Genomic DNA, 20,354 nt, shown 5'->3' with positions numbered 1-20,354 from the left:
GCGTAATTCGAAAATATATTCCTTTTGCTTTTTAACACCCTTTTATCCGAGCAACTTGCATGACTCTATGGACACAATCTGGCGGCATACTGGCCCGCAGCGCGCAGATCAGCGCCTGTCTGGGCCAGCCATTGGCACGTCTCACCCCTGATGCCCCCCCCCAGCCCGGCGATGCCCTGGTGGGCTGGGGCCAGAAAGCCAATACCCGTCAGATTAAACAGCAGGCGCAGGCATTGGGCCTGCCCTATTGGCAGTTGGAAGATGGCTTTATCGGTTATATCGGTCATCCCGCCAAAGGCGGCAAGGCGGTCTCGCTTATCGCAGACCCCGTCGGTATCTATTACGATGCGCGCCAGCCCAGCCAGCTTGAACAGCTGATTGCCACCCCGGTGGATGACGCCCTGCTTGAGCGGGCGCAGCGACTGATGGCTGACCTGGTGCGCCTCGGTGTGACCAAGTACAACTGCTATGCCACTCGCCCTGCCCATCCCGCTGGCGATGCTTCTGCCGGGCTCTCTGCGCGAGGCGAGCCGGGTGGTTTGCCCGCGGCGCTGGCCCAGCGCCTGCTGCAAGATGGCAGACCCAGGGTGCTGTTGGTGGATCAGGTGGCGGGCGATCTCTCCATTCCGGGGGCCCTGGCCAGTGAGACCGATTTTATGGCCATGGTCGAGGCGGCACGTCGCAATCACCCCCATGCCCGCCTGCTGCTGCGCACGCATCCCGACACCCGTTTTGGCAAGAAGAGCGGCGTGCTGGCCCGACTGCAACTGGATGATGTGGAGGTAGTTGCCGATCACTGCCATCCCCATGCCCTGCTCAGCCGGGTGGGGGCCGTCTATACCGTCTCTTCCCAGCTCGGATTTGAGGCGCTGCTGCTCGGCAAGCCGGTCTATTGCTTCGGCATGCCGTTCTACGCCGGCTGGGGGCTGACCGTTGATAGCAAGCAGTGCGAGCGCCGCAAGGTTCAGGTATCGCTGCCCCAACTGGCAGCGGCGGCGCTTATCCTCTATCCGCGCTATCAGGATCCGGTGCTCGGTCAGCGCTGTGAGGTGGAGGAGGTGCTGGCCATCATAGCGCGCCAGCAGAGGCCAGCGCCGCGCTGGCGCAGGCTCTATCTGGTTGGTTTCTCCCTGTGGAAACGCGCCTTTATGCAGGCGTTTTGCCACCACCTGGCCGATGAGCTGCGCTTTGTGCGCACGCCGCCCAAGCGGCTGACCGGCGATGAGCAGGTGCTGGTCTGGGGCAGCCGCTACCCGGATCTGACCTCAGCCATTCGGGTTGAAGATGGCTTTATCCGATCCCGGGGGCTCGGTTCCAACCTCTGTCGCCCCTCTTCCCTCTCCATCGATCTGGTCGGGATCTATTTCGACAGCCGCATGCCAAGCGGGCTCGAGCAGTTGCTCAACTATCAGCAACTGACACAGGTCGACGTCAATCGGGGCGCCGCCCTGATTGAACTGCTCCTGCAGCACAGGGTCAGCAAGTACAACGTGGGCACGCCACAGCACTACACACCGCCTGCCGATGGGCGCCCGCTGGTGCTGGTGGTGGGTCAGGTAGACGGGGATGCCTCCATCCTGACCGGCAGCCCGACCATTCGCAGCAATGAACAGTTGCTGTGGGCCGTGCGCGCCGCCAAGCCAGAGGCGCATATCCTGTTCAAGCCACACCCGGATGTGGTGGCGGGCAATCGGGCAGGTGCCATCTCTGCCGCCTGCCTGGCAGAGTGTGTCGACAGCCAGGTGCTGGACATAGGGCTAACCAGTCTCTACCCCCACGTGGACGAGCTGCATACCATGACCTCGCTGAGCGGATTCGAAGCGCTGGTGCAGGGGGTGAAGGTCACGACCTGGGGGCAGCCCTTCTACAGCGGCTGGGGACTGACGACAGATGCTCATCCCCCGGCCCGGCGCCAGCGCAACCTGCCCCTGGCGGCGCTGGTTTACCTGACGCTGGTCGCCTATCCGCTCTACATCGATTGGCAGACCGGGCTCTGGATAAGCCCGGAGCAGTTGATCCGCCAGCTGGCAGAGCAAGGACACTCATCGGCCCACAAGTCGAGCCGCTGGCAACGCTGGCAGATCAAACTGAGTTACCTGACACAGACGCTGTTGCAGCGCCCCGCCCTCCCCCGGTTCATGAGATAAGCCGACCATGAAGATTTTGTTGTTGCAAGGACCGCTCGGCCCCTTCTTTCAAACCTTGAGCCAGACCCTGAGCGAGGCGGGCCACGAGGTTTACAAGATCCATTTCAATGGCGGCGACGAGTGCTGGCCCTGCACAGGCCATAACGAACGCTTCACCGGCAAGCCGGAAACCTGGAATACCTTTTTTCGCCGCTTTATCAAGCGACATGGTATCGACAGCCTGATCTGCTACGGCGATTGCCGCTATTACCACCTGCAGGCCATTCGCATCTGCAAGCTGAAGAAGATCGCCGTCTGGGCCATGGAAGAGGGGTATCTGCGCCCCGACTATGTGACCCTGGAGCAGGGGGGGGTCAATGCCTTCAGCCCGCTCTTTGCCAAACGTGACCAGCTGGCCAAGATGGCCTGGCCTGCCCCCTATGAAGCGCCTCTGCAGGTAGGCAAGACCTTTGCCCGCCGCGCCGGGTATGCCAGCCGCTACCACATCAGCAAGATGCTGTTTCGCTGGCGTTATCCGCATTTCGTCAACCACAGGCCCTGGAGCCTGTATCAGGAAGCCCGAGGCTGGGTGGCGGGCGGCCTGGTCAAGTGGTGGTACAGATGGTCTGATCGCTCGCTGCTCAAGGCGCTGCCCCAGCACAAGGGCCATATCTTCTTCGTGCCCTTGCAGGTCACCGAGGATTTTCAGATAAGGGAGCACTCTGACTTGAGCGGCGTGGAAGAGATGGTCGCCCAGGTGATGAACTCCTTTGCCGAACATGCCCACCGCGAGGATGTGTTGCTGTTCAAGCACCACCCCATGGACCGGGGTTATGTCAGCTACCAGTCCCAGATAAACCGACTGGTGACGCTGCTCGGGCTGGAAGGGCGGGTGTTTTATGGCTACGACTTGCCGCTGCCGACCCTTTATCCGCTGCTCAAGGGCGTCATCACCATCAACAGCACGGTTGGTCTCTCCGCCCTGCTGCACGATGTGCCGACCTTTTGCATGGGGCGGGCCCTGTATGATCTGGCAGGCCTCACCACCCGTGGCAGCCTTGCAACCTTCTGGCACAAGCAGAGCCCGGTGTGCAGCGACACCTTCGAGCGCATGCGCCAGTCCCTGCTCCATCTGACCCAGCTCAATGCCAGCTTCTACCGCCATCTGGAACTGAGCGCCATGGCCGTGGTGCAGAAGATCCATCAGCACAGCGAGCAGACCCTGCCCGTCAAACAGGGCAAGCAGGCGCCGACCAGTATCATCGGCGCCCTCAGTGCTCTGAGTGCCTTGGGCCTCCTGGCTGACGAGCTGTTGACCCCCATCGCCACCTTGTAAGCAACACAGAGACAAAAAAGCCCGCGCTGCGGGCTTTTTTTATGGGATTACACGATGCGGGGGCGCAGGTGGGCGTGCCAGCGGGCTTCCCACTTCTTGAACAGCCAGACGATGACGAAGGTCAGCAGCATGTAGAGCAGGCCTGCGGTCAAAAACGCCTCGAACGGGCTGTAGTAGCGGGAGTTGATGATCCGCGCTGCGCCGGTCAAATCGACGATGGTGATAATGCCGGCCACCGCCGAGCCCTGCAGCATGAAGATCACCTCGTTGCTGTAGGCTGGCAGCGCACGGCGAAACGAGTTGGGCAATATGATACGGGTGAGGGTCTGCCAGCGGGTCATGCCAAAAGCGCTGGCCGCTTCAATCTGCCCCTTGGGCATGTTGAGCACGGCGCCGCGCACTATCTCGGCGGTATAGGCACCTGTGTTGAGGGTGAACGCCAGCAGGGCGCAGAACCAGGCCTGGGCGAACAGATCCCAGGCGGCGCTGTTTTTCAGCCACTCCCACTGGGCGGCGCCGTAGTAGATGATAAAGAGCTGCACCAGCAAGGGAGTGCCACGAAAGAAGTAGATATAGGCCCAGATCGGCCCCTTGATCAACCAGTTGCGGCTGTTGCGCAGTATCCCCATGGGCACCGCCAGGGCCAGGCCGAGCACTAGGGACGCCGCCACCAGCAGCACTGTGGTGTAAAGCCCCTCCCAGTAGGTGGGCCACTCTTTGAGAATGATTGAGAAATCCATGGCTTACCTCGTCTTTATCGCATAGTGACGTTCGGCCCATTTCAGTGCCGAGGTGGAGACCGCAGTGAAGATCAGGAAGATCAGGGCCACCGCCATGTAGAAGGTGAAGGGCTGTTGGGTCGACCCCGCCGCCAGGGAGGCTTTGCGCACCATGTCATCGAGCCCGATGATGGAGACCAGCGCCGTGGTTTTCAGCAGCACCAGCCAGTTGTTGCCAAAGCCCGGCAGGGCATGGCGCATCATCTGGGGGAAGAGGATCCGCACAAACACCTGGGTCGCTCGCATGCCAAAGGCGCGGGCTGCCTCGAGCTCCCCCTTGTCCACCGCCAGAATGGCGCCGCGGAAGGTCTCTGTCATGTAGGCGCCGAAGATGAAGCCGATGGTGGCCACCCCGGCCGCAAACGGACTGATGTCGATATAGTCAGGCAGCAGGGAGACCCACTCCTGATTGGGATTGCTCTCCAGCAACCAGCTGTTGTAGGTCTCGTTGACCCAGCTGCAGAGGCTGTTGATCAGCACCTGGCCGCCGAAGAACAGCAGCATCATCAACACCAGATCGGGAATGCCGCGAATGACGGTGGTGTAGGTGGTCGCGATGCCGCGTGCCCACTTGTAGGGGGAGAGCTTGGCAAGCGCCCCCAGCATGCCCAGCAGCAGCGCCAGCAGCAGTGAGGCCAGCGCCACCTCCAGCGTGACCCATGCGCCCTCCAGCAGGGAGGCTTCGTATCCTTTCAAATCAAACATATGCGGCTCCATTGCAACGCATTGAGCGGGCTAGCCCGTCCCAATATCCTTTCACACCAAACACATGCAGCTCCATTGCAACTAAGCGGGCCCGTCGCTCCCAGCAGGAAGGCAACGGGCCCGATGACGACTGACAGGGTCAACCTGTCGTTATTCGCTGTAGAGGTCTTTGGACTTACTCGCCGTAGACGTCGAAGTCGAAGTACTTGTCGTTGATTTCCTTGTACTTGCCGCTGGCGCGCAGCGCCAGGATGGCGGCGTTGAATTTCTCTTTCAGATCCTTGTCAGCCTTGCGTACCGCGATGCCGGCACCCTCGCCAAACCACTTGGGATCGGTCAGTTTCGGGCCGACGAACTCGTAGGCATCGCCCCCTTCTTTCTTCAGCAGACCGTCGGTAATGGCAGCAGAATCGGCCATCACATAGTCAACCCGACCGGATTTCAGATCGAGATAGGCTTCATCTGCGGTGCCATAACGCTTGATGGTGGCGTTGGGGAAGTTGTCGGTAATAAAGGTATCCATGGAGGTGGCGCGTTGCACCGCCACGGTTTTACCATCCATGAAGGCCTTGTCGAGCTTGACCTCGGTGCCCTTCTTGGCGGCGAAGCGGGCCGGAATGTGCTGGTACTTCTGGGTGAAGTCCACCTTCTTCTTGCGCTCCTCGGTGATATCCATGGTGGCAATGATGGCGTCATATTTGCGCGACAGCAGCGCCGGAATGATGCCGTCCCAGTCCTGCTTGACCAGGGTACATTTCACCTGCATCTCTTCGCACAAGGCCTTGGCGATGTCGATGTCGAAACCTTTCACCTCACCACTGGGCTCGGTCCAGGAGAAGGGAGGATAAGCACCTTCAACCCCGATCCGTACCTCTTTCCACTCCTTGGCCATCAGGCTGCCGGAAGACAGGGCAGTGACTATGGCAGTCGCCAGCATCAGCTTGTTCATGTATCTCTCCTTGATAAAAACGTCGACTGTTGAAGTTGCGGCTTGCTGATAAACCATCCCGCCCATCAATAGATGGAGGAGATGAATTGCTTGAACCGTTCAGACTTGGGATGGGCGAAAATCTCCTGGGGATTGCCCTCCTCTTCCACCCGCCCCTGATGCAGAAACATTACCTTGTTCGACACATCACGGGCAAACGACATCTCGTGGGTCACCACCAGCATGGTGCGCCCCTCCTCGGCCAGCTCGCGCATCAGGCCGAGCACCTCCCCCACCAGCTCGGGATCCAGCGCCGAGGTGGGTTCATCAAACAGCATCACATCGGGCTCCACTGCCAGCGCCCGGGCGATGGCCGCCCGCTGCTGCTGGCCACCGGAGAGGTGACCGGGATAGTAATCGCGCCGCTCCCACAGCCCCACCCGGTTGAGCAGGTGTTCTGCCTTGGCGATGGCCTCGGCGCGGGGCATCTTTAGCACCTGAATGGGTACCTCTATGATGTTCTGCATGATGGTCATGTGCGACCAGAGATTGAAACTTTGAAACACCATGGCCAGCCGGCTGCGAATGCGCTCCACCTGACGCATGTCCTCCGGCTGCCGCTCACCGGCCCGGTTGGATTTCATGCGAATAAGCTCGCCATGGAGTGAAACTGTGCCGGAAGAGGGGGTTTCCAGCAGATTGATACAACGAAGAAAGGTCGACTTCCCCGAGCCGGAGGAGCCTATCAGGGAGATCACATCCCCCTTGTGGGCGGTCATATCGATGCCCTTGAGCACTTCGTGGGTGCCGAAATACTTGTGCAGTTCACGAACTTCCAGTGCGGCAACGTCACTCATCCATTACAACCTTGTCTGTCCCTAGACGCCGCTACGGCGTGACTCACACCATCATGAATTTAACAAAAAGTTAACCGATGGCAACCTTCAGCGAAAATATCACTCGAATAGTTAAAAAACAATACAGAACAGAGGTCTTTGGTGTTTTCTCTGTATTTTGATTGGTCTCGATGGTATTTTTCAGCACTTTGTCTGCATAAAACCCGGTTCAGGCCAATCGAGTGCCACCGCCTTTTTATACCCGGATCACAAGGGTGGCAAGCACATTTCGATATCATGACAGGAACACGGAGCAGGCGACTTTATTCACCCGGTCACTGTTTGCACCTTGTTGAAAACTGGGCGATGGCCTTGATTTCATTGCTCCCCCCTTGCCGCACCAGGGTGGGCCTTTGAACCAAATGCGTGCAACAGCTTGCACCAAAAACATAACAACCGGACAAAAAGCCCCGGATGAGCCACCCAAACTCACAGAAATGTGACACAGAGCCAATAAGTAGTGATAAGGTGTTATTTTTACCAGTTTTCGTGTTCGAGGCCCCGATGTTGCTCAATGTATTGCTGATCCTGCTGCCGTTAGGCGTCGGCTATCTGATCCCTCTCTCCTCCGCCCGGCTCATCAAGCTGGTCAATCAGTCCCTTGGCAAGATGGTCTACCTCATCCTGTTTCTGATGGGGCTGGGGCTGGCCTATGTGGACAACCTCGGCAGCAATCTGGCGGTGATCTTCAAGGTGGCCGGCGTGATGCTGGCCGCCATCACCGTCTGCAACCTGCTGGCACTCTGGTGGCTGGACAGGCGCAGCCCGCCAACCCATGAGGCCAGCGATGCCAAGATGCCGAGCAAGCTGCACCTGCTGTGGGAGTCGTTGCAGCTCTGCTTGGTGGTACTGGGGGGCGTACTGCTGGGGCTGCTGATGGATCTGCGGGCCCTGCCCATCGACACATGGAGCGAGTGGGCACTGATGCTGTTGCTGCTGCTCATCGGGGTACAGATGCGCAACTCCGGCATGCGGCTGCGCCAGATACTGCTGAACCCCTGGGGCATGAAGATCGCCTTCACCGTCATCATCAGCAGCTGGTTGGGCAGCGTGCTGGCGGCCCAGCTGCTGGGTATGCCATTGAGCCACGCTCTGGCGCTCAGCTCCAGCTTCGGCTGGTATTCGCTGTCGGGCATTCTGGTCGCCGACAAGCTGGGGCCCGTGCTGGGCTCGGCCGCCTTTATCAACGATCTGGGCCGCGAGCTTATCGCCATCCTCATCATTCCCATGCTGATGCGTCGCCACCCCTCCGCCGCCATCGGCTACGGCGGCGCCACCGCGCTGGACTTCACCCTGCCGGTCATCCAGAAGTCCGGCGGCATTCAGGTGGTGCCGGTGGCGATTGTCTCGGGCTTTATCCTCAGCCTGCTCGGCCCCATCCTGATCCTCGGCTTTCTGGCAATCTAGCGCTGCCAACCCTGTCCGGCCCGACCCGCGTATCGGGCTTGTTGTGCCATGGTGCGCCCGCGGCCAGTCAGCCATAGGCAAGTGCGGCCGGATCCGCTAGGCTCACCAGCATTTCCATTTTGCTGGCCGACATCCACCGTCATGAACTATCTGGCTCACCTGCATCTGGCTGCCCATACCCAAAGCTCCCTCACCGGCAACCTGCTGGGGGATTTCGTCAAGGGGCCGCTGCCAACGGGTCTTGCTGCTCACTTCGATGAGGGGATCTGGCTGCATCGCAAGATAGATGCCTTTACCGATGCCCACCCCGAGCACAGGGCGGCAGTGGCCTGCTTCGAGGCGCCCTGGCGCCGCTTTGGCGGCATCCTGGTGGACATGCTCTACGACCACTGGCTCAGCCTGCACTGGCCGCAATTTGGCGAAGCGCCCCTGCCCCGTTTTCTGCAGCACAGTTATGGGCAGCTGCTGGCGGATCATCAGCACCTGCCGGATGGCTTGCCCGTTGCGCTCAAACGGATGGCGGAGCAGAACTGGATCGCCTCCTATCGCCACAGGGAGGGGCTGGGCCGAGCCCTCAACGGCATAGGACACCGGCTGCGCCGACCCATCTTGCTGGGCTATGCCCTCGCCACCCTGGACGACGCCAGCTGGCACCGTAGCGAGCAGGGATTTCTGCGCTTCTATCCCCAGTTGATGGGCTTTAGCGAGCAACAGCTCACCCACTATCGCAAGAGGGGCGGCCGCGCTGGCCTTCAGCCATAAAAAAACCGGACCCTGGGTCCGGTTTGCAGATAAAAGCCCGCTGGCTCAGCTCTTTATTTCTCTTGCTGTGAAGGCTCACCCTTCTTCTTGCGAATGCTGAGCCCCAGCTCACGGCCACGCAGGCGGGCGTAATAGATGGTGCCGACGAAGGCGAGTGTGGCGAATACCAGCTCCACCACAGCCAACCAGCGCTCTCCCTCATCCGTGGTGATCAGGGTCAGGGCGTGGACGAAATAGGGCATCAACACGAAGTTGCCCCAGGCATGGGTGTAGGGGTTGCCCTGCACTATGCCCTTGAGGGGGAAGAGCAGCGGCACCGTCCAGATCACCGGCAGCAGCCAGGGGTTGAGATCAGGGTGGGGCGAGAGAAACAGGTGCCAGATGATGACCCAGGCCAGCAAGCCAAAGAAGCCGACCAGGGTCAGCAGATGAGCGAAGCGGGTACTCACTTGATGATCTCCAGCACCCGCTCGGGCGGACGACCAATACGGGCCTGACCATTGTTGATGACAATGGGGCGCTCGATCAGCTTGGGGTGCTGCTGCATGGCGCTGATCAGGGCATCACCGTTCACCTCGCCCAACCCCAACTCCTGGTAGAGCGCTTCCTTGGTGCGCATCAGCTGACGCGGATCGGTGAAACCGAGCTGGCTCAGCAGGGTGCGGATTTGCGCCTCGCTCGGTGCCTGCTCCAGATAGAGCACCACATCAGGGGCGATCCCGTGCTGTTCCAGCAGGGCCAGGGTTTCACGGCTCTTTGAGCAGCGCGGATTGTGGTAAATTTGGGTCTCGCTCATGGTAACTCCCTGATTGATCGCAAGATGGGACAAGAAACGGCGCTATTGTAGGGGAAACTGATGGTCAGGGTAAGCGGCAGTGGAAAGGAATTGAAACGAATTTGTTGGCTGATTGTGGCCGGTCTGCTGAGCGCCTGCTCCCCGGCGCCCGAGTTCACGAACGGCCAGGGCCAGCCGGTGACACTGACCCAGTTTGCTGGCAAGCCGCTGCTGATCAACTACTTCGCCCCCTGGTGCGCCCCCTGCCTGCGCGAGTTGCCACTGCTGGAGGCGCTGGCGCAGGAGGGCTCCCTCACCATAGTGGCCATTCACTATGATCCGGCCATCCCGGCCGAGCTGGCATCACTGGCGAGCCGCTACCGGGTCACCTTGCCACTGCTGATCGCCAATGACACGGCAAGCCTGCCTTTCCCCCGCCCAACCGGACTGCCCACCAGCTATCTGCTCGATGCAAAGGGCAAGCTGCAACAGACAATCGTCGGCGAGCTCGATGCGCAGCAGATTGCCACCCTCAAGGAGCAGGCTGCGGCATTTCGCTAGCCCGGCCCCATCCTGCCCTTTGCCCACACATAACGACAGGATTGGTCTGAACGACGCCCGGGCACCGATGGGTAAAGAAACGGGGTGTCCCATTGCTGGCACACCCCGCTTCACCGCACCTTTGACTCATCACCCTTTCAGGCTGTCGAGATCTTTCTTCGCCCGCTCCAGCTCGGTGATGCGCGCCTCCAGCCGGGCCAGCGTCAGCTTGTCGCTGGTGGTGCCACGGGCCACGATCAGCTCGTCGATGGCCGCCTGATAATCCCCGCGCAGGGAGAGTATCTCGGCCCGCGCCATGTGCAGATCCGTCATCCGCCCCGCCTTGCGATAGGCATCGGTCAGCAGGTTCCAGGCCAGATTGTTCTCCGGGTGCTCGCGGGCATAGGGGTCAAGAATGGCGATGGATTTCTTGTAGTTGCCGCTCTCGAGGTAGGCGTTACCGAGGTTGACCACCACCACTTCGTTGTCCGGCATGCGGGTGCGGAACTTCTCCAGCCGGGCGATAGCCTGGGCGCTGCGCCCCTTGGCAAGATCGATGTCGGTGAGGGCATCCACCACGAACAGATCTTCCGGGTGACGGCTCGCCAGCTCCTGCATCAGGGCATCGGCCTCGTCGGTACGCTTGAGTTGCAACAGCGCCAGCGCCTTGCCGTAGATGGCCGCATCCTTGAGCGGGTAATCCCCCTTCTGCAGGCGGTGGTCGAAATAGCTGAGCAGCGCCTGCGGGCTCTCGGTGCCATAGCGCACCTGGATGCGCACCTTGGCCAGCCAGAAGTCGAGGCTGGGGGGCAAGTCGCGGCGAGCATAGCTGGAGGCGCGGCCACGGGCCTCGGAGATCCGGGTCTCGGGCAGCGGGTGAGTCAGCAGCATCTCGGGTGGCTTGCTGGCGTAGCGATATTCGGCCGCCAGTTTCTGGAAGAAGTTGGCCATGCCCATGGGATCAAAGCCCGCGTCATACAGGGTCTTCATGCCGATCCGGTCCGCTTCGTACTCGTTCTCGCGGGTGTAGTTGATGGCCGACTGCATGGAGAGGCCCAGCGTGGTCTGCAGGGCGGCGATACCGGCGGTGGGGTTGATCACCGCCAGCGCGATGGAGCCCACCAGCCCGGCCAGGGTCATGGCGGAGGTGCTCGCCTGCGCCTCCATATAGCGGGCTATGTGGCGCTGGGTCACGTGGGTGATTTCGTGCGCCAGTACCGAGGCCAGCTCACTCTCGCTGTCGGCGTAGAGGAACAGGCCTGTGTGCACCTTGACCCGTCCGCCGAGGAAGGCCGCCGCGTTGATGCTGGGATCATTGATGAGGAAAAAGGTAAACGGGAAGCGTACCCCATCGGCGTTGGAGAGCAGCCGCTGGCCAAGATCATCGATGTACTGGTTCAGCACAGGATCATCGATGATCGGCAGGCCCGCCCGGGCGAAACGCATGAAGGCGTTGCCATAGCGCATCTCCTGCTCGATGGGCAGGGCCGCCACCCCGGCGGTGCCGATATCAGGAAGCTGGTTGCTCGCCTGGGCATGGAAAGTGGCCCCCATCAGGGAAGCCAGCAGGGGAAGCGATGCCATCAAAGGGGAAAAGCGTGCCACGTTATCTCTATCTCCATCAGTAGGGACCTCGGCAGAATACCCTTGCCCCTCTAGGGCTACAAGCGTTGTTTCGTGCTCTCATCACGGCCATAATAGTCGCCTAACGCCTGCTGGAGCCCTCATGGAACACCTCGATCTGACCCCCTGGCGCTGCCCCGAGCCACTGATCCGGCTCAAGCTCTGGCTAAGGGAAGCCAAAAGTGGCCAAACTGTGACCATTCGGCTGGCCGATGCTGGCTCCCGGCAGGATATTCCGGCCTACTTGCAACGCCAGGGACACGTCGTCAGGCTGCGACAGGCGCCGGACAATACGATCTTTTTACAGTTGGTTGTCGGGGCCAAGCAGCCATCATGAGCCCCCGTCACGAAAGGATGCTGTCATGTTAGAAGTACTAAAGCGCTGGTATCAGACCCGTTTTTCCGACCCGGATGCGGTCGCTCTCTTCCTGTTGCTGGTGTTCAGCTTTGCGATGCTTTGGCTGTTTGGCAGCCTGCTGACACCCATACTGGTGGCCATCGTCATGGCCTATCTGCTGGAGTGGCCGGTACTCAGGCTGCAACGGAGCGGGCTCTCCCGCACGCTCGCCACCACGCTGGTGCTGCTGCTCTTTATCGCGGTGACTGTGATGTCACTGCTGGGCCTGATCCCGACCCTGGTGAGCCAGGGCATCAATCTGATCAAGGAGGCGCCCTCCATGCTGGCCCATGCCCAAGAGTATGTCCGCACCCTGCCAGAGCTCTATCCCGAGTTTATCGACGTCACCCTGGTCGAGACTCTGATTGACAGCATCCGTCAGCGCATCCTCAGTGGCGGCGAGCATCTGGTGACAGCGTCACTGAGTTCGCTGGTCAACGTGGTGGTCCTGCTCATTTACCTCATTCTGGTGCCGCTGATGGTGTTCTTCATGCTCAAGGACAAGCAGCTGCTGCTCTCGGGGCTCGCCCGTTTCATGCCGCGCAATCGGGCCCTGGTCAAGCAGGTCGGGACCGAGATGAACGGCCAGATCATCAACTATGTGCGGGGCAAAGTGATCGAGATCCTGATCGTCGGGGTGACCTCCTACATTACGTTTGCCATGATGGGCCTGCGCTACTCCGCTCTGCTGGCGGTAGCCGTGGGTTTCTCTGTGCTCATTCCCTATATAGGCGCAGCGGTAATGACTGTCCCCGTGGCCATGGTGGCGCTGTTTCAATGGGGATTCTCTTCTGAGTTCGTCTGGGTGATGGTGGCCTATCTGGTGATCCAGGCCCTGGATGGTAATCTCTTGGCGCCCCTGCTCTTCTCCGAGGCGGTCAATCTGCATCCGATAGCCATCATCATTGCCGTGCTGGTGTTTGGCGGCCTGTGGGGGTTCTGGGGGGTCTTCTTCGCCATCCCTCTCGCCACCCTGGTCAAGGCGGTGATCAATGCCTGGCCCAAGCGCGATGACGCCCTCCAGCCTGATGCCTGACGAGGCAGCTTCTCGCACTCCCGGTTCATCCCCACAGGGCATCTTTTCGAAGAGGCCCTGATGGGCTATCTGGCGCTGTCAGCCCCCTGATAAAGTGCGCGAGTATCCAGCCTCACAGTGCCAACGCAGCAGGGGGGCACTACGCCAGATGCGGGATCGGGTATATCTGGCCAGTCGCCACCTCCTCACAACCAAGAAGGGAGCCCATGGCTCCCTTCTTGGTCAGGCAAGGCTGGCGTATCGGTCTCAGCGGTCGGCCAGAAATGCGGCCAGGGCCTGATTGACAAAGGCGGGATTTTCCAACGACGAGATATGACCCGCAGCCGGGATCTCCTTGAAGGGGCAACCCAGCACCTCGGCCATCAGATAGCCCTCCAGCACGGGGCGCGCCTTGTCCTCGCAGCCGGTCATCACCAGCGCCGGCACCGTGATCTCTTCCAGCCAGTCAATGCGATCCTCCCGGGTCACGAAGCTGCGACCGACCGCCACCATGGCGGCAATCTTGTCGGCAGGCCAGGCCGCCAGCCGCGCCGTGAAATCGGCCAACAAAGCCGCATCGGGCTGATTGGCAAAGAAGAGAGGGGCAACCTGTTCGACGATGGGCGCCGGAATAGTGCCAAGCTGCTCGATCATCGCGAGCATGCCGAGGTAACGTTCGCAGGTGATCTGGGGCTCGAGGCCAACGAAGCTGTCCATCAGCACCAGACCCTTGAGACGGGCCGGCGCCATGTTGGCCAACTCTACCCCCCACATGCCGCCGATGGAGAGGCCCACAAGCACACACTCGTCGATCCCGAGAGCATCGAGCAGGGCCAGGTGATCCCGTGCCAGGGTCGTCAGGGTGCAAGGACCGTCCGGCAACCGGTCAGAATCACCGTGGCCCCACAGCTCGGGCACGATGCAGCGATACTGGCCCTTGAGCGCGGCGACTTGCGGCGCCCACATGGCGCTGTCCCACAGGTAACTGTGACCAAACAACAGAACAGGTCCCTGCCCCTCGTCCAGATAGGCCATTTGGCGGCCCGCTATCTCCATAAATTGCTTCATGTTTTCTCCTGTTGCCAACTGACGGGGCGGCAGTGTAACACGCAGCCCTCGGTCGTCGCGCCTCCCTGGTGCAAGCTGGGGTGACGCACTAGAAAGGGCTCAAAAGGAGAGTTCCATACCCAAGGAAAAGGGCAAGCAACGCCCGCGCTTCTCTGAGTACCCCCTCGCCCACTGGCAGGCGGAGCCGGTCAAGCGACAGGCGTGTGTCAAGCAGGCGGAGATCCCGAACCGCAGGCAATAAAAAGCCGGTCTGACGACCGGCAAAAAGGCATTGCATACTAAGGAATACCAGCGCAAAAAAATCAGGTGCGAATGTACTTGGCGGTGCGAGGGAATGCCTGCTCTTTAGCGTCAAACAGATAACAGGCTTCAGCCGGGATACCCACGCTGTAGGTCTGACCGGTCGCCACATCCACATCCGAGGTGGTCTTGACGGTGAAGTCATGACCATCCACATCCATATAGACGAACGACTCGGCGCCCAGATGTTCGGCCACCTGCACCACACCGCTCACCTTGCTGTGTGCATGGGGGTGCGTGAGCGGGAACAGATGCTCGGGACGAATGCCGAGCTCCACCTTGTCACCGACAGCGCCACGACGGGCATCCACCCGCGCCCGCACCGTATCGCCGGAGGTGAGCTTGACCAGGCACTCCTGCTCGCCAATTTCCTGCAACTCACCCGTCAGGAAGTTCATCTTGGGTGAGCCGATGAAACCCGCCACAAACTTGTTATCCGGGTTGTGGTAGAGATCGAGCGGGGTGCCGAACTGTTCCAGGTTGGTCTCGGCATCGCCCTTGAGCGGGCTCAGCACCACGATGCGGTTGGCCAGTGTCATGGCTTCCACCTGATCGTGGGTCACGTAGATGATGGTGGAGTTGAGCTCCTTGTGCAGCTTGGCGATCTCGATGCGCATCTTGACCCGCAGGGCAGCATCCAGGTTCGACAGGGGTTCATCGAACAGGAACACCTGGGGCTGCTGTACGATGGAGCGACCGATGGCCACCCGCTGGCGCTGACCGCCAGAGAGAGCCTTGGGCTTGCGGTCAAGCAGCGGCTCAAGCCCCAGGATCTCGGCGGCGCGCATCACCCGCTTGTGGATGTTCTCTTTGCTCATCTTCTTGAGCTTGAGGCCAAAGGCCATGTTCTCGTAGATGTTCATGTGCGGGTAGAGGGCGTAGGACTGGAACACCATGCCCACGTTACGCTCCACCGGCGGCACGTCGTTCATGTAGCGACCGCCGATGGTCAGCTCACCGCTGGTGATGTCCTCCAGGCCCGCGATCATTCGCAGCAAGGTGGACTTGCCGCAGCCGGACGGGCCGACGAAGACGATGAACTCCCCTTCCTTGATGGCCAGGTTGATGTTGCGCAGCGTGTCCTTGTGGACCGCCGGATCGTAGTTCTTGCGAACGTTGTTGAGTACTACTTCAGCCATGACGAGCTCCGCTCTGAAATCTGTGCAAATCGTGATAGCGGGGGGAGTCAGCTCCCCCGGCCATAAACCTTTAACCTTTCACGCCGCCGGCGGTGAGGCCACCGACCAGCCAACCCTGCGATAGACCAGCAGGAACACCTGGGTGCTGGCTGCGTGGCACCACTTAACCTTTCACGCCACCGGCGGTGAGGCCACCGACCAGCCAACCCTGCGATAGACCATCAGGAACACCTGGGTGCTGACTGCGTGGCGCCACTTAACCTTTCACGCCACCGGCGGTGAGGCCGCCGACCAGCCAACGCTGAGCCATCAGGAACACCACTGTAATGGGCAGGCCCGACAGCACGGCGGCGGCGGCAAAGTCACCCCACAGATAGTTCTGCGGATAGAGGTATTGCTGGGCACCGACCGACAGGGTCAGGTTGTTCACATCCTGCAGCAGGATGGAGGCCACAGGCACCTCTGTGATGGTGCCGATGAAAGCCAGAATGAACACCACCGCCAGAATGGGCACCGACAGGGGCAACAGGATCAGGCGAAATGCCTGCCAGGGGGTCGCCCCATCGATGGCCGCCGCCTCCTCCAGTGAGGAGTCGATGGTCTCGAAGTAGCCCTTGATGGTCCACACGTGCAGCGCTATGCCGCCCATGTAGGCCAGGATCAGGCCACCGTGGGTGTTGAGACCCAGCCAGGGCACATAGTCACCAATCTTGTTGAACAGCGCATAGATAGCCACCAGCGCCAGCACGGCCGGGAACATCTGGAAAATCAGCATGCCCTGCAGGATGGTGGACTTGCCACGAAAACGCAGGCGGGCAAACGCATAGGCACAGGTGGTCGACAGCGTCACTATCATCAGGGCCGTGATACCGGCGATCTTGATGGAGTTCCACAGCCAGGTCAGCACGGGGAACGGCGGCGGCGTGATGCTGCCATCGGCGTTGGTGATGGACATACCCAGCGCCAGCCTCCAGTGATCCAGGGTCGGATTGGAGGGGATGATCTCCCCGACCGAGAAGTTACCGGTACGAAACGAGATGGCGATGACCATGATCACCGGGAAGATGATCAGCGCCAGAAAGCCCCACATGACCAGGTGGGTTGCCCACACCCGGTATTTGACTGATTTGGGTTGTACGATAGCCATTGAGAAGCCTCCTTAGTGTTGCTTGTCGGCTTTGGACAATTTCAGGTTGAGCAGTGCAAGCGCGCCGACAATAAGGAAGATGGCGGTGGCAATGGCACTGGCCAGACCGTAGTCCTGACCACCCGAGCCCTGGAACGCGATCCTGTAGGTGTAGTTCACCAACAGATCCGTGGTCCCGGCAGGGGTACTGGCGCCTATGATGTCCGGTGCCCCGTTGGTCAACAACTGGATAAGTACGAAGTTGTTGAAGTTGAAGGCAAAGGATGCAATCAGCAGCGGTGTAAGCGGCTTCATCAACAGCGGAACCGTGATCTTGAAGAAGTTCTGCACCGGACCCGCCCCGTCCATGGCAGACGCTTCATAGAGATCTTCCGGAATGGCTTTGAGCAGGCCCATGCAGAGGATCATCATGTAGGGGTAACCGAGCCAGGTATTGACGATAAGGATCATCACCTTGGCCAGGAAGGGGTTGGTAAACCAGTCCGGCTTGATGCCAAACACCGCTTCCAGGAACATGTTGATCTCACCGAAGTTCTGGTTGAACAACCCCTTGAACACCAGGATGGAGATAAACGCCGGAATCGCGTAGGGCAGGATCAGCATGACCCGATAGAAACCGCGCCCCTTGAGGGACTCCCACTGCACCAGACAGGCCAGCACCATGCCGATGGCCAGGGTGAAAACAACCGAGCAGGTGGAGAAGATCACGGTCCAGATGAAGATCTGCATGAAGGGACCCTGGATGCCCGGGTCTGTCATGATGCGCACGAAGTTTTTCCACCCCACACTCACCACAAACCCCGGCGCCATGCCCTTGCCGACAAACTCTCCCCGCTCGTCGATGTATTGATAGAAGCCGGTGTCACCGTTGGGCAGCATCAGCTCGCCGGTCTGGGTGTTACGCAACAGGTTACGGTCATTGATCACCACGCCGGAACTGAGTACGGCGCCATCCATCAGACGCGTGTACTGCTGCTTCTGGGCGGCAAACTTGCGCAGGCTGCTCAGGGTCAGGTGGGTACCACCGTCCGGCAGAACCAGATCCAGGTCACTCAGGTGAGAACGATGCTCAACGATGGTGCGGATCGGCGCGGCCTGGCTGGCGGCTTCGCCAGTGAAGGGCTGCAACTCAACCACTTGTTGGGAGCTCTGCACTCTGCCCTCACGGGACGCCAGCGCACGGGCCTTGTTGGTCATCAGGGAAACAGGTTGGCTGATAAAGGAGTGATCATCCTGTGTCAGCAGCAGCTGGAACTGGCCATTGTCGCCACCCAGCAGGGTGAAATCGAACTCACCGCCCGCCACCTTGTAGCTTTTTTTCAGATGGTAATCCCGCGCCTGCTCGAGGGAGAGCAAGTTGGTTCCAGAATAGTTGGTGAAGGCAATGCCGATCGTGTAGACAAGAGGGAAGATGATAAACACAACCATGCCAGCCACACCGGGGAAGATATAGCGGTGGGCATAGGTCTTCTTGTTCATGAAGACATACAAACCGACGGAAACCACCACCAGAGACAGCAGCGCGAATACCCACTCGCCACTGGCGTACATCAATACGGCTGCGTAGCCGTTGAGGATGGCAACCAGAGCAGCGATGGTCCACTTAAGCCAAGTGTGCTTATCCTTCGGACCGGCATAGGACTCAACAGAAGGTACTACTTCCATGCCAATTAACCTTTATAACGCCAAGAGATATTTGAGAGAGTGGGAGGCCATTGCGGCCTCCCGGGTCGTGCGTGCTTACTGAACGATACGCTTGGCAGCGGTATCCAGTGCCTCGTCAACACCCTGACGACCGGAGGTCACGTTCTTGAGGGCGGTTTCCAGGGAAGACCAGAAACGGCTCATCTCGGGAACAGATGGCATCGGCTCGCCGGCCTGGGCGTTTTGCATGGTGGCCTTGATGTTCGCATCGGATTCCAGGGTTTTCTGGAAGGATTTCAGCGCCACGGCGCCCAGCGGCTTGTCGGCGTTAACCGGTGCCAGACCGGCATCGGTCAGCAGGTAGTTTTCCAGGAACTCGATGGCCAGATCCTTGTTCGGGCTGGCGGCGTTGATGGTGGCACCCAGTACGCCAACGAAGGCTTTAGCTGGCTTGCCGTTCAGGGTCGGCAGCGGCGCGACGCCGTAATTGATGCCGCTCTTGTCCAGGTTGCTCCAGGCCCAGGGACCGTTGATCATCATGGCCACTTCGCCCTTGTTGAACTTGGCGTCCATCACACCGTAGTCGATGCCTTTTTCCAGATGACCAGACTTGATCATCTCGGAGATGTAGCCCACGCCCAGCTTGGCGCCCGCGTTGTTCACGCCGGTATCTTTCACGTCATAACCGGTAGCGGTTTTCTTGAAGGCGTAACCACCGTTGGCGGCCAGCAGCGGGTAGCTGAAATAGGGGGTGTCATAGGCCCACATGATGGCGCGCTTGCCGCTCTTCTTCAGGGTCTCGTCAATCTTGGCGATCTCTTCGAAGGTTTTCGGCGGCTCAGGCAGCAGATCCTTGTTATAGATCAGGCTGACCGCTTCCATGGCAACCGGATAGCCATAGGTTTTGCCATCCACCGTCATGGCATCCCATGCCAGCTGTTCAAATTTGCCTTTGGTCTCAGCGCTCGGCGTCACCGGAACCAGTAAACCGGCTTTGACCCACTCACCGTAACGGTCGTGAGCCCAGAAGAAGATGTCCGGGCCGTTGCCGGTGGCAGCAGCTTGCTGGAATTTCACTTCCACCTGATCAGGGTGAGCAACCCTCACCTTGATGCCGGTTTCGGCTTCAAATCTCTTGCCAACTTCGGCCAGACCATTGTATCCCTTGTCACCGTTAATCCAGATGGTCAGTTGACCTTCGTCAATGGCGGCGGTGGCAGAGCAGGCTACGCCCAGAGTAGCCAGACCGATCAGGGATGACAGCAATTTCTTTTTCATGAGCCTTTCCTTGTATTAGTTCCGCGCTGTAAGAGCATTGTGTGCGGGATGAATATTATCCCAAGCCGTCACCCCCTCACATGACGCAACTCGCATTTTTGAAATGCAATTACGTGTTTTCCTCCAACAAGTTCTGAAAACATTTTCTTATTTCAGGGGATTATCGCCATTTATTGGCATATCCCTCGCCAAAAATGGAAATTAAATTACCAAATAGAAATAAAAAAACACAAATGAAAGGGTTTTCACCTCATTGAAAACCCTTTCATGGTGATTATTCTGTTTAATTTGTTAACAAAGCACCGAGTTGGTTTCGGCAAGCCTTACCCCTTTAAATAAAAAGACACCGCAGCAAAGTGCGGTAATGCCAGTCAGTTAAGCCTGACTGGCATTGTTTTTATTGGTTTTTTTAACTCCATACTTCTGTGGCCTTGGCTTCACGCAGCGGGGGTAACTTCGCTCCCTTCGGGCTGGCAATACAAACTGGCC

At 59.6% G+C, this 20,354-nt stretch carries 19 protein-coding genes; 7 read left to right on the top strand and 12 right to left on the bottom strand.

Features of this window, described 5'->3' with window-relative positions:
* Positions 1–59: 59 nt before the first annotated feature.
* Both GWQ22_RS07490 and GWQ22_RS07485 read left to right on the top strand, forming a co-directional pair.
* The gene (locus GWQ22_RS07490; protein WP_275929907.1) at positions 60–2,147 is read left to right on the top strand and encodes a capsular polysaccharide biosynthesis protein; all 2,088 of its coding nucleotides are present in this window, start codon (positions 60–62) and stop codon (positions 2,145–2,147) included.
* Between the two features lie 7 nt (positions 2,148–2,154).
* Entirely contained in the window at positions 2,155–3,462 is a 1,308-nt protein-coding gene (locus GWQ22_RS07485) for a capsular biosynthesis protein (RefSeq protein WP_275929906.1), read from the top strand.
* Between the two features lie 47 nt (positions 3,463–3,509).
* On the opposite strand, the gene GWQ22_RS07480 is transcribed toward GWQ22_RS07485, so the two are convergent.
* The 4 genes from GWQ22_RS07480 to GWQ22_RS07465 form a co-directional block, all read right to left on the bottom strand.
* On the bottom strand, positions 3,510–4,202 hold the full coding sequence (locus GWQ22_RS07480; RefSeq protein WP_042034494.1) for an ABC transporter permease: 693 nt from the start codon (positions 4,200–4,202) through the stop codon (positions 3,510–3,512).
* A 3-nt stretch (positions 4,203–4,205) separates the two neighbouring features.
* Positions 4,206–4,946 carry an ABC transporter permease gene (locus GWQ22_RS07475; RefSeq protein ID WP_042034495.1) on the bottom strand — a complete coding sequence of 247 codons (741 nt, stop codon included), beginning with the start codon at positions 4,944–4,946 and terminating at the stop codon, positions 4,206–4,208.
* Positions 4,947–5,121: 175 nt separating this feature from the next.
* A complete protein-coding gene (locus GWQ22_RS07470) occupies positions 5,122–5,895 on the bottom strand; it encodes an ABC transporter substrate-binding protein (protein WP_042034496.1) in 774 nt (257 codons plus the stop codon).
* Positions 5,896–5,960: 65 nt separating this feature from the next.
* A complete protein-coding gene (locus GWQ22_RS07465; protein ID WP_042034497.1) occupies positions 5,961–6,731 on the bottom strand; it encodes an ABC transporter ATP-binding protein in 771 nt (256 codons plus the stop codon).
* A gap of 543 nt (positions 6,732–7,274) precedes the next feature.
* Between GWQ22_RS07465 and GWQ22_RS07460 the strand changes: the two genes are divergently transcribed.
* Both GWQ22_RS07460 and GWQ22_RS07455 read left to right on the top strand, forming a co-directional pair.
* Positions 7,275–8,177, top strand: coding sequence for a lysine exporter LysO family protein (locus GWQ22_RS07460; RefSeq protein ID WP_108537550.1), 903 nt, complete (start codon positions 7,275–7,277; stop codon positions 8,175–8,177).
* Positions 8,178–8,318: 141 nt separating this feature from the next.
* Positions 8,319–8,939 carry an ACP phosphodiesterase gene (locus GWQ22_RS07455; RefSeq protein WP_275929905.1) on the top strand — a complete coding sequence of 207 codons (621 nt, stop codon included), beginning with the start codon at positions 8,319–8,321 and terminating at the stop codon, positions 8,937–8,939.
* Positions 8,940–8,992: 53 nt separating this feature from the next.
* Here GWQ22_RS07455 and GWQ22_RS07450 read toward each other — a convergent pair whose 3' ends face one another.
* Together GWQ22_RS07450 and arsC are read right to left on the bottom strand one after the other, a co-directional pair.
* Positions 8,993–9,388 carry a DUF2069 domain-containing protein gene (locus tag GWQ22_RS07450; RefSeq protein WP_042034500.1) on the bottom strand — a complete coding sequence of 132 codons (396 nt, stop codon included), beginning with the start codon at positions 9,386–9,388 and terminating at the stop codon, positions 8,993–8,995.
* Positions 9,385–9,735, bottom strand: a complete 351-nt coding sequence (gene arsC, locus GWQ22_RS07445; protein ID WP_042034501.1) for an arsenate reductase (glutaredoxin) — start codon at positions 9,733–9,735, stop codon at positions 9,385–9,387. The genes GWQ22_RS07450 and arsC overlap by 4 nt, the downstream gene beginning before the upstream one ends.
* A gap of 60 nt (positions 9,736–9,795) precedes the next feature.
* On the opposite strand from arsC, the gene GWQ22_RS07440 reads away from it, so the two are divergent.
* On the top strand, positions 9,796–10,275 hold the full coding sequence (locus tag GWQ22_RS07440; protein WP_275929904.1) for a TlpA disulfide reductase family protein: 480 nt from the start codon (positions 9,796–9,798) through the stop codon (positions 10,273–10,275).
* A 129-nt stretch (positions 10,276–10,404) separates the two neighbouring features.
* Here the strand turns inward: GWQ22_RS07440 and GWQ22_RS07435 are convergent, their stop codons facing one another.
* Positions 10,405–11,838 carry a M48 family metalloprotease gene (locus GWQ22_RS07435; protein WP_212512714.1) on the bottom strand — a complete coding sequence of 478 codons (1,434 nt, stop codon included), beginning with the start codon at positions 11,836–11,838 and terminating at the stop codon, positions 10,405–10,407.
* A gap of 142 nt (positions 11,839–11,980) precedes the next feature.
* Between GWQ22_RS07435 and GWQ22_RS07430 the strand changes: the two genes are divergently transcribed.
* Complete coding sequence (locus tag GWQ22_RS07430) at positions 11,981–12,214, top strand: sulfurtransferase TusA family protein (RefSeq protein WP_042034506.1); 234 nt, start codon at positions 11,981–11,983, stop codon at positions 12,212–12,214.
* A gap of 25 nt (positions 12,215–12,239) precedes the next feature.
* The gene (locus GWQ22_RS07425; RefSeq protein ID WP_275929903.1) at positions 12,240–13,310 is read left to right on the top strand and encodes an AI-2E family transporter; all 1,071 of its coding nucleotides are present in this window, start codon (positions 12,240–12,242) and stop codon (positions 13,308–13,310) included.
* Between the two features lie 246 nt (positions 13,311–13,556).
* Here GWQ22_RS07425 and GWQ22_RS07420 read toward each other — a convergent pair whose 3' ends face one another.
* From GWQ22_RS07420 to malE, 5 genes are all read right to left on the bottom strand, one after another.
* Positions 13,557–14,357: an alpha/beta fold hydrolase gene (locus tag GWQ22_RS07420; RefSeq protein ID WP_275929902.1), complete on the bottom strand. Its 801-nt coding sequence runs from the start codon at positions 14,355–14,357 to the stop codon at positions 13,557–13,559.
* A 302-nt stretch (positions 14,358–14,659) separates the two neighbouring features.
* Entirely contained in the window at positions 14,660–15,796 is a 1,137-nt protein-coding gene (ugpC, locus tag GWQ22_RS07415; RefSeq protein ID WP_042034509.1) for a sn-glycerol-3-phosphate ABC transporter ATP-binding protein UgpC, read from the bottom strand.
* Positions 15,797–16,052: 256 nt separating this feature from the next.
* Positions 16,053–16,943: a maltose ABC transporter permease MalG gene (gene malG / locus GWQ22_RS07410; protein WP_042034510.1), complete on the bottom strand. Its 891-nt coding sequence runs from the start codon at positions 16,941–16,943 to the stop codon at positions 16,053–16,055.
* A 12-nt stretch (positions 16,944–16,955) separates the two neighbouring features.
* Complete coding sequence (gene malF / locus GWQ22_RS07405; RefSeq protein ID WP_042034511.1) at positions 16,956–18,608, bottom strand: maltose ABC transporter permease MalF; 1,653 nt, start codon at positions 18,606–18,608, stop codon at positions 16,956–16,958.
* A 75-nt stretch (positions 18,609–18,683) separates the two neighbouring features.
* A complete protein-coding gene (gene malE, locus GWQ22_RS07400) occupies positions 18,684–19,865 on the bottom strand; it encodes a maltose/maltodextrin ABC transporter substrate-binding protein MalE (RefSeq protein WP_042034512.1) in 1,182 nt (393 codons plus the stop codon).
* Positions 19,866–20,354 lie beyond the last annotated feature (489 nt).

The sequence above is a fragment of the Aeromonas sp. 1HA1 genome (assembly GCF_029237385.1).
Lineage (GTDB): Bacteria > Pseudomonadota > Gammaproteobacteria > Enterobacterales > Aeromonadaceae > Aeromonas > Aeromonas popoffii.
This window is presented reverse-complemented; position numbering and strand designations above follow the sequence as displayed.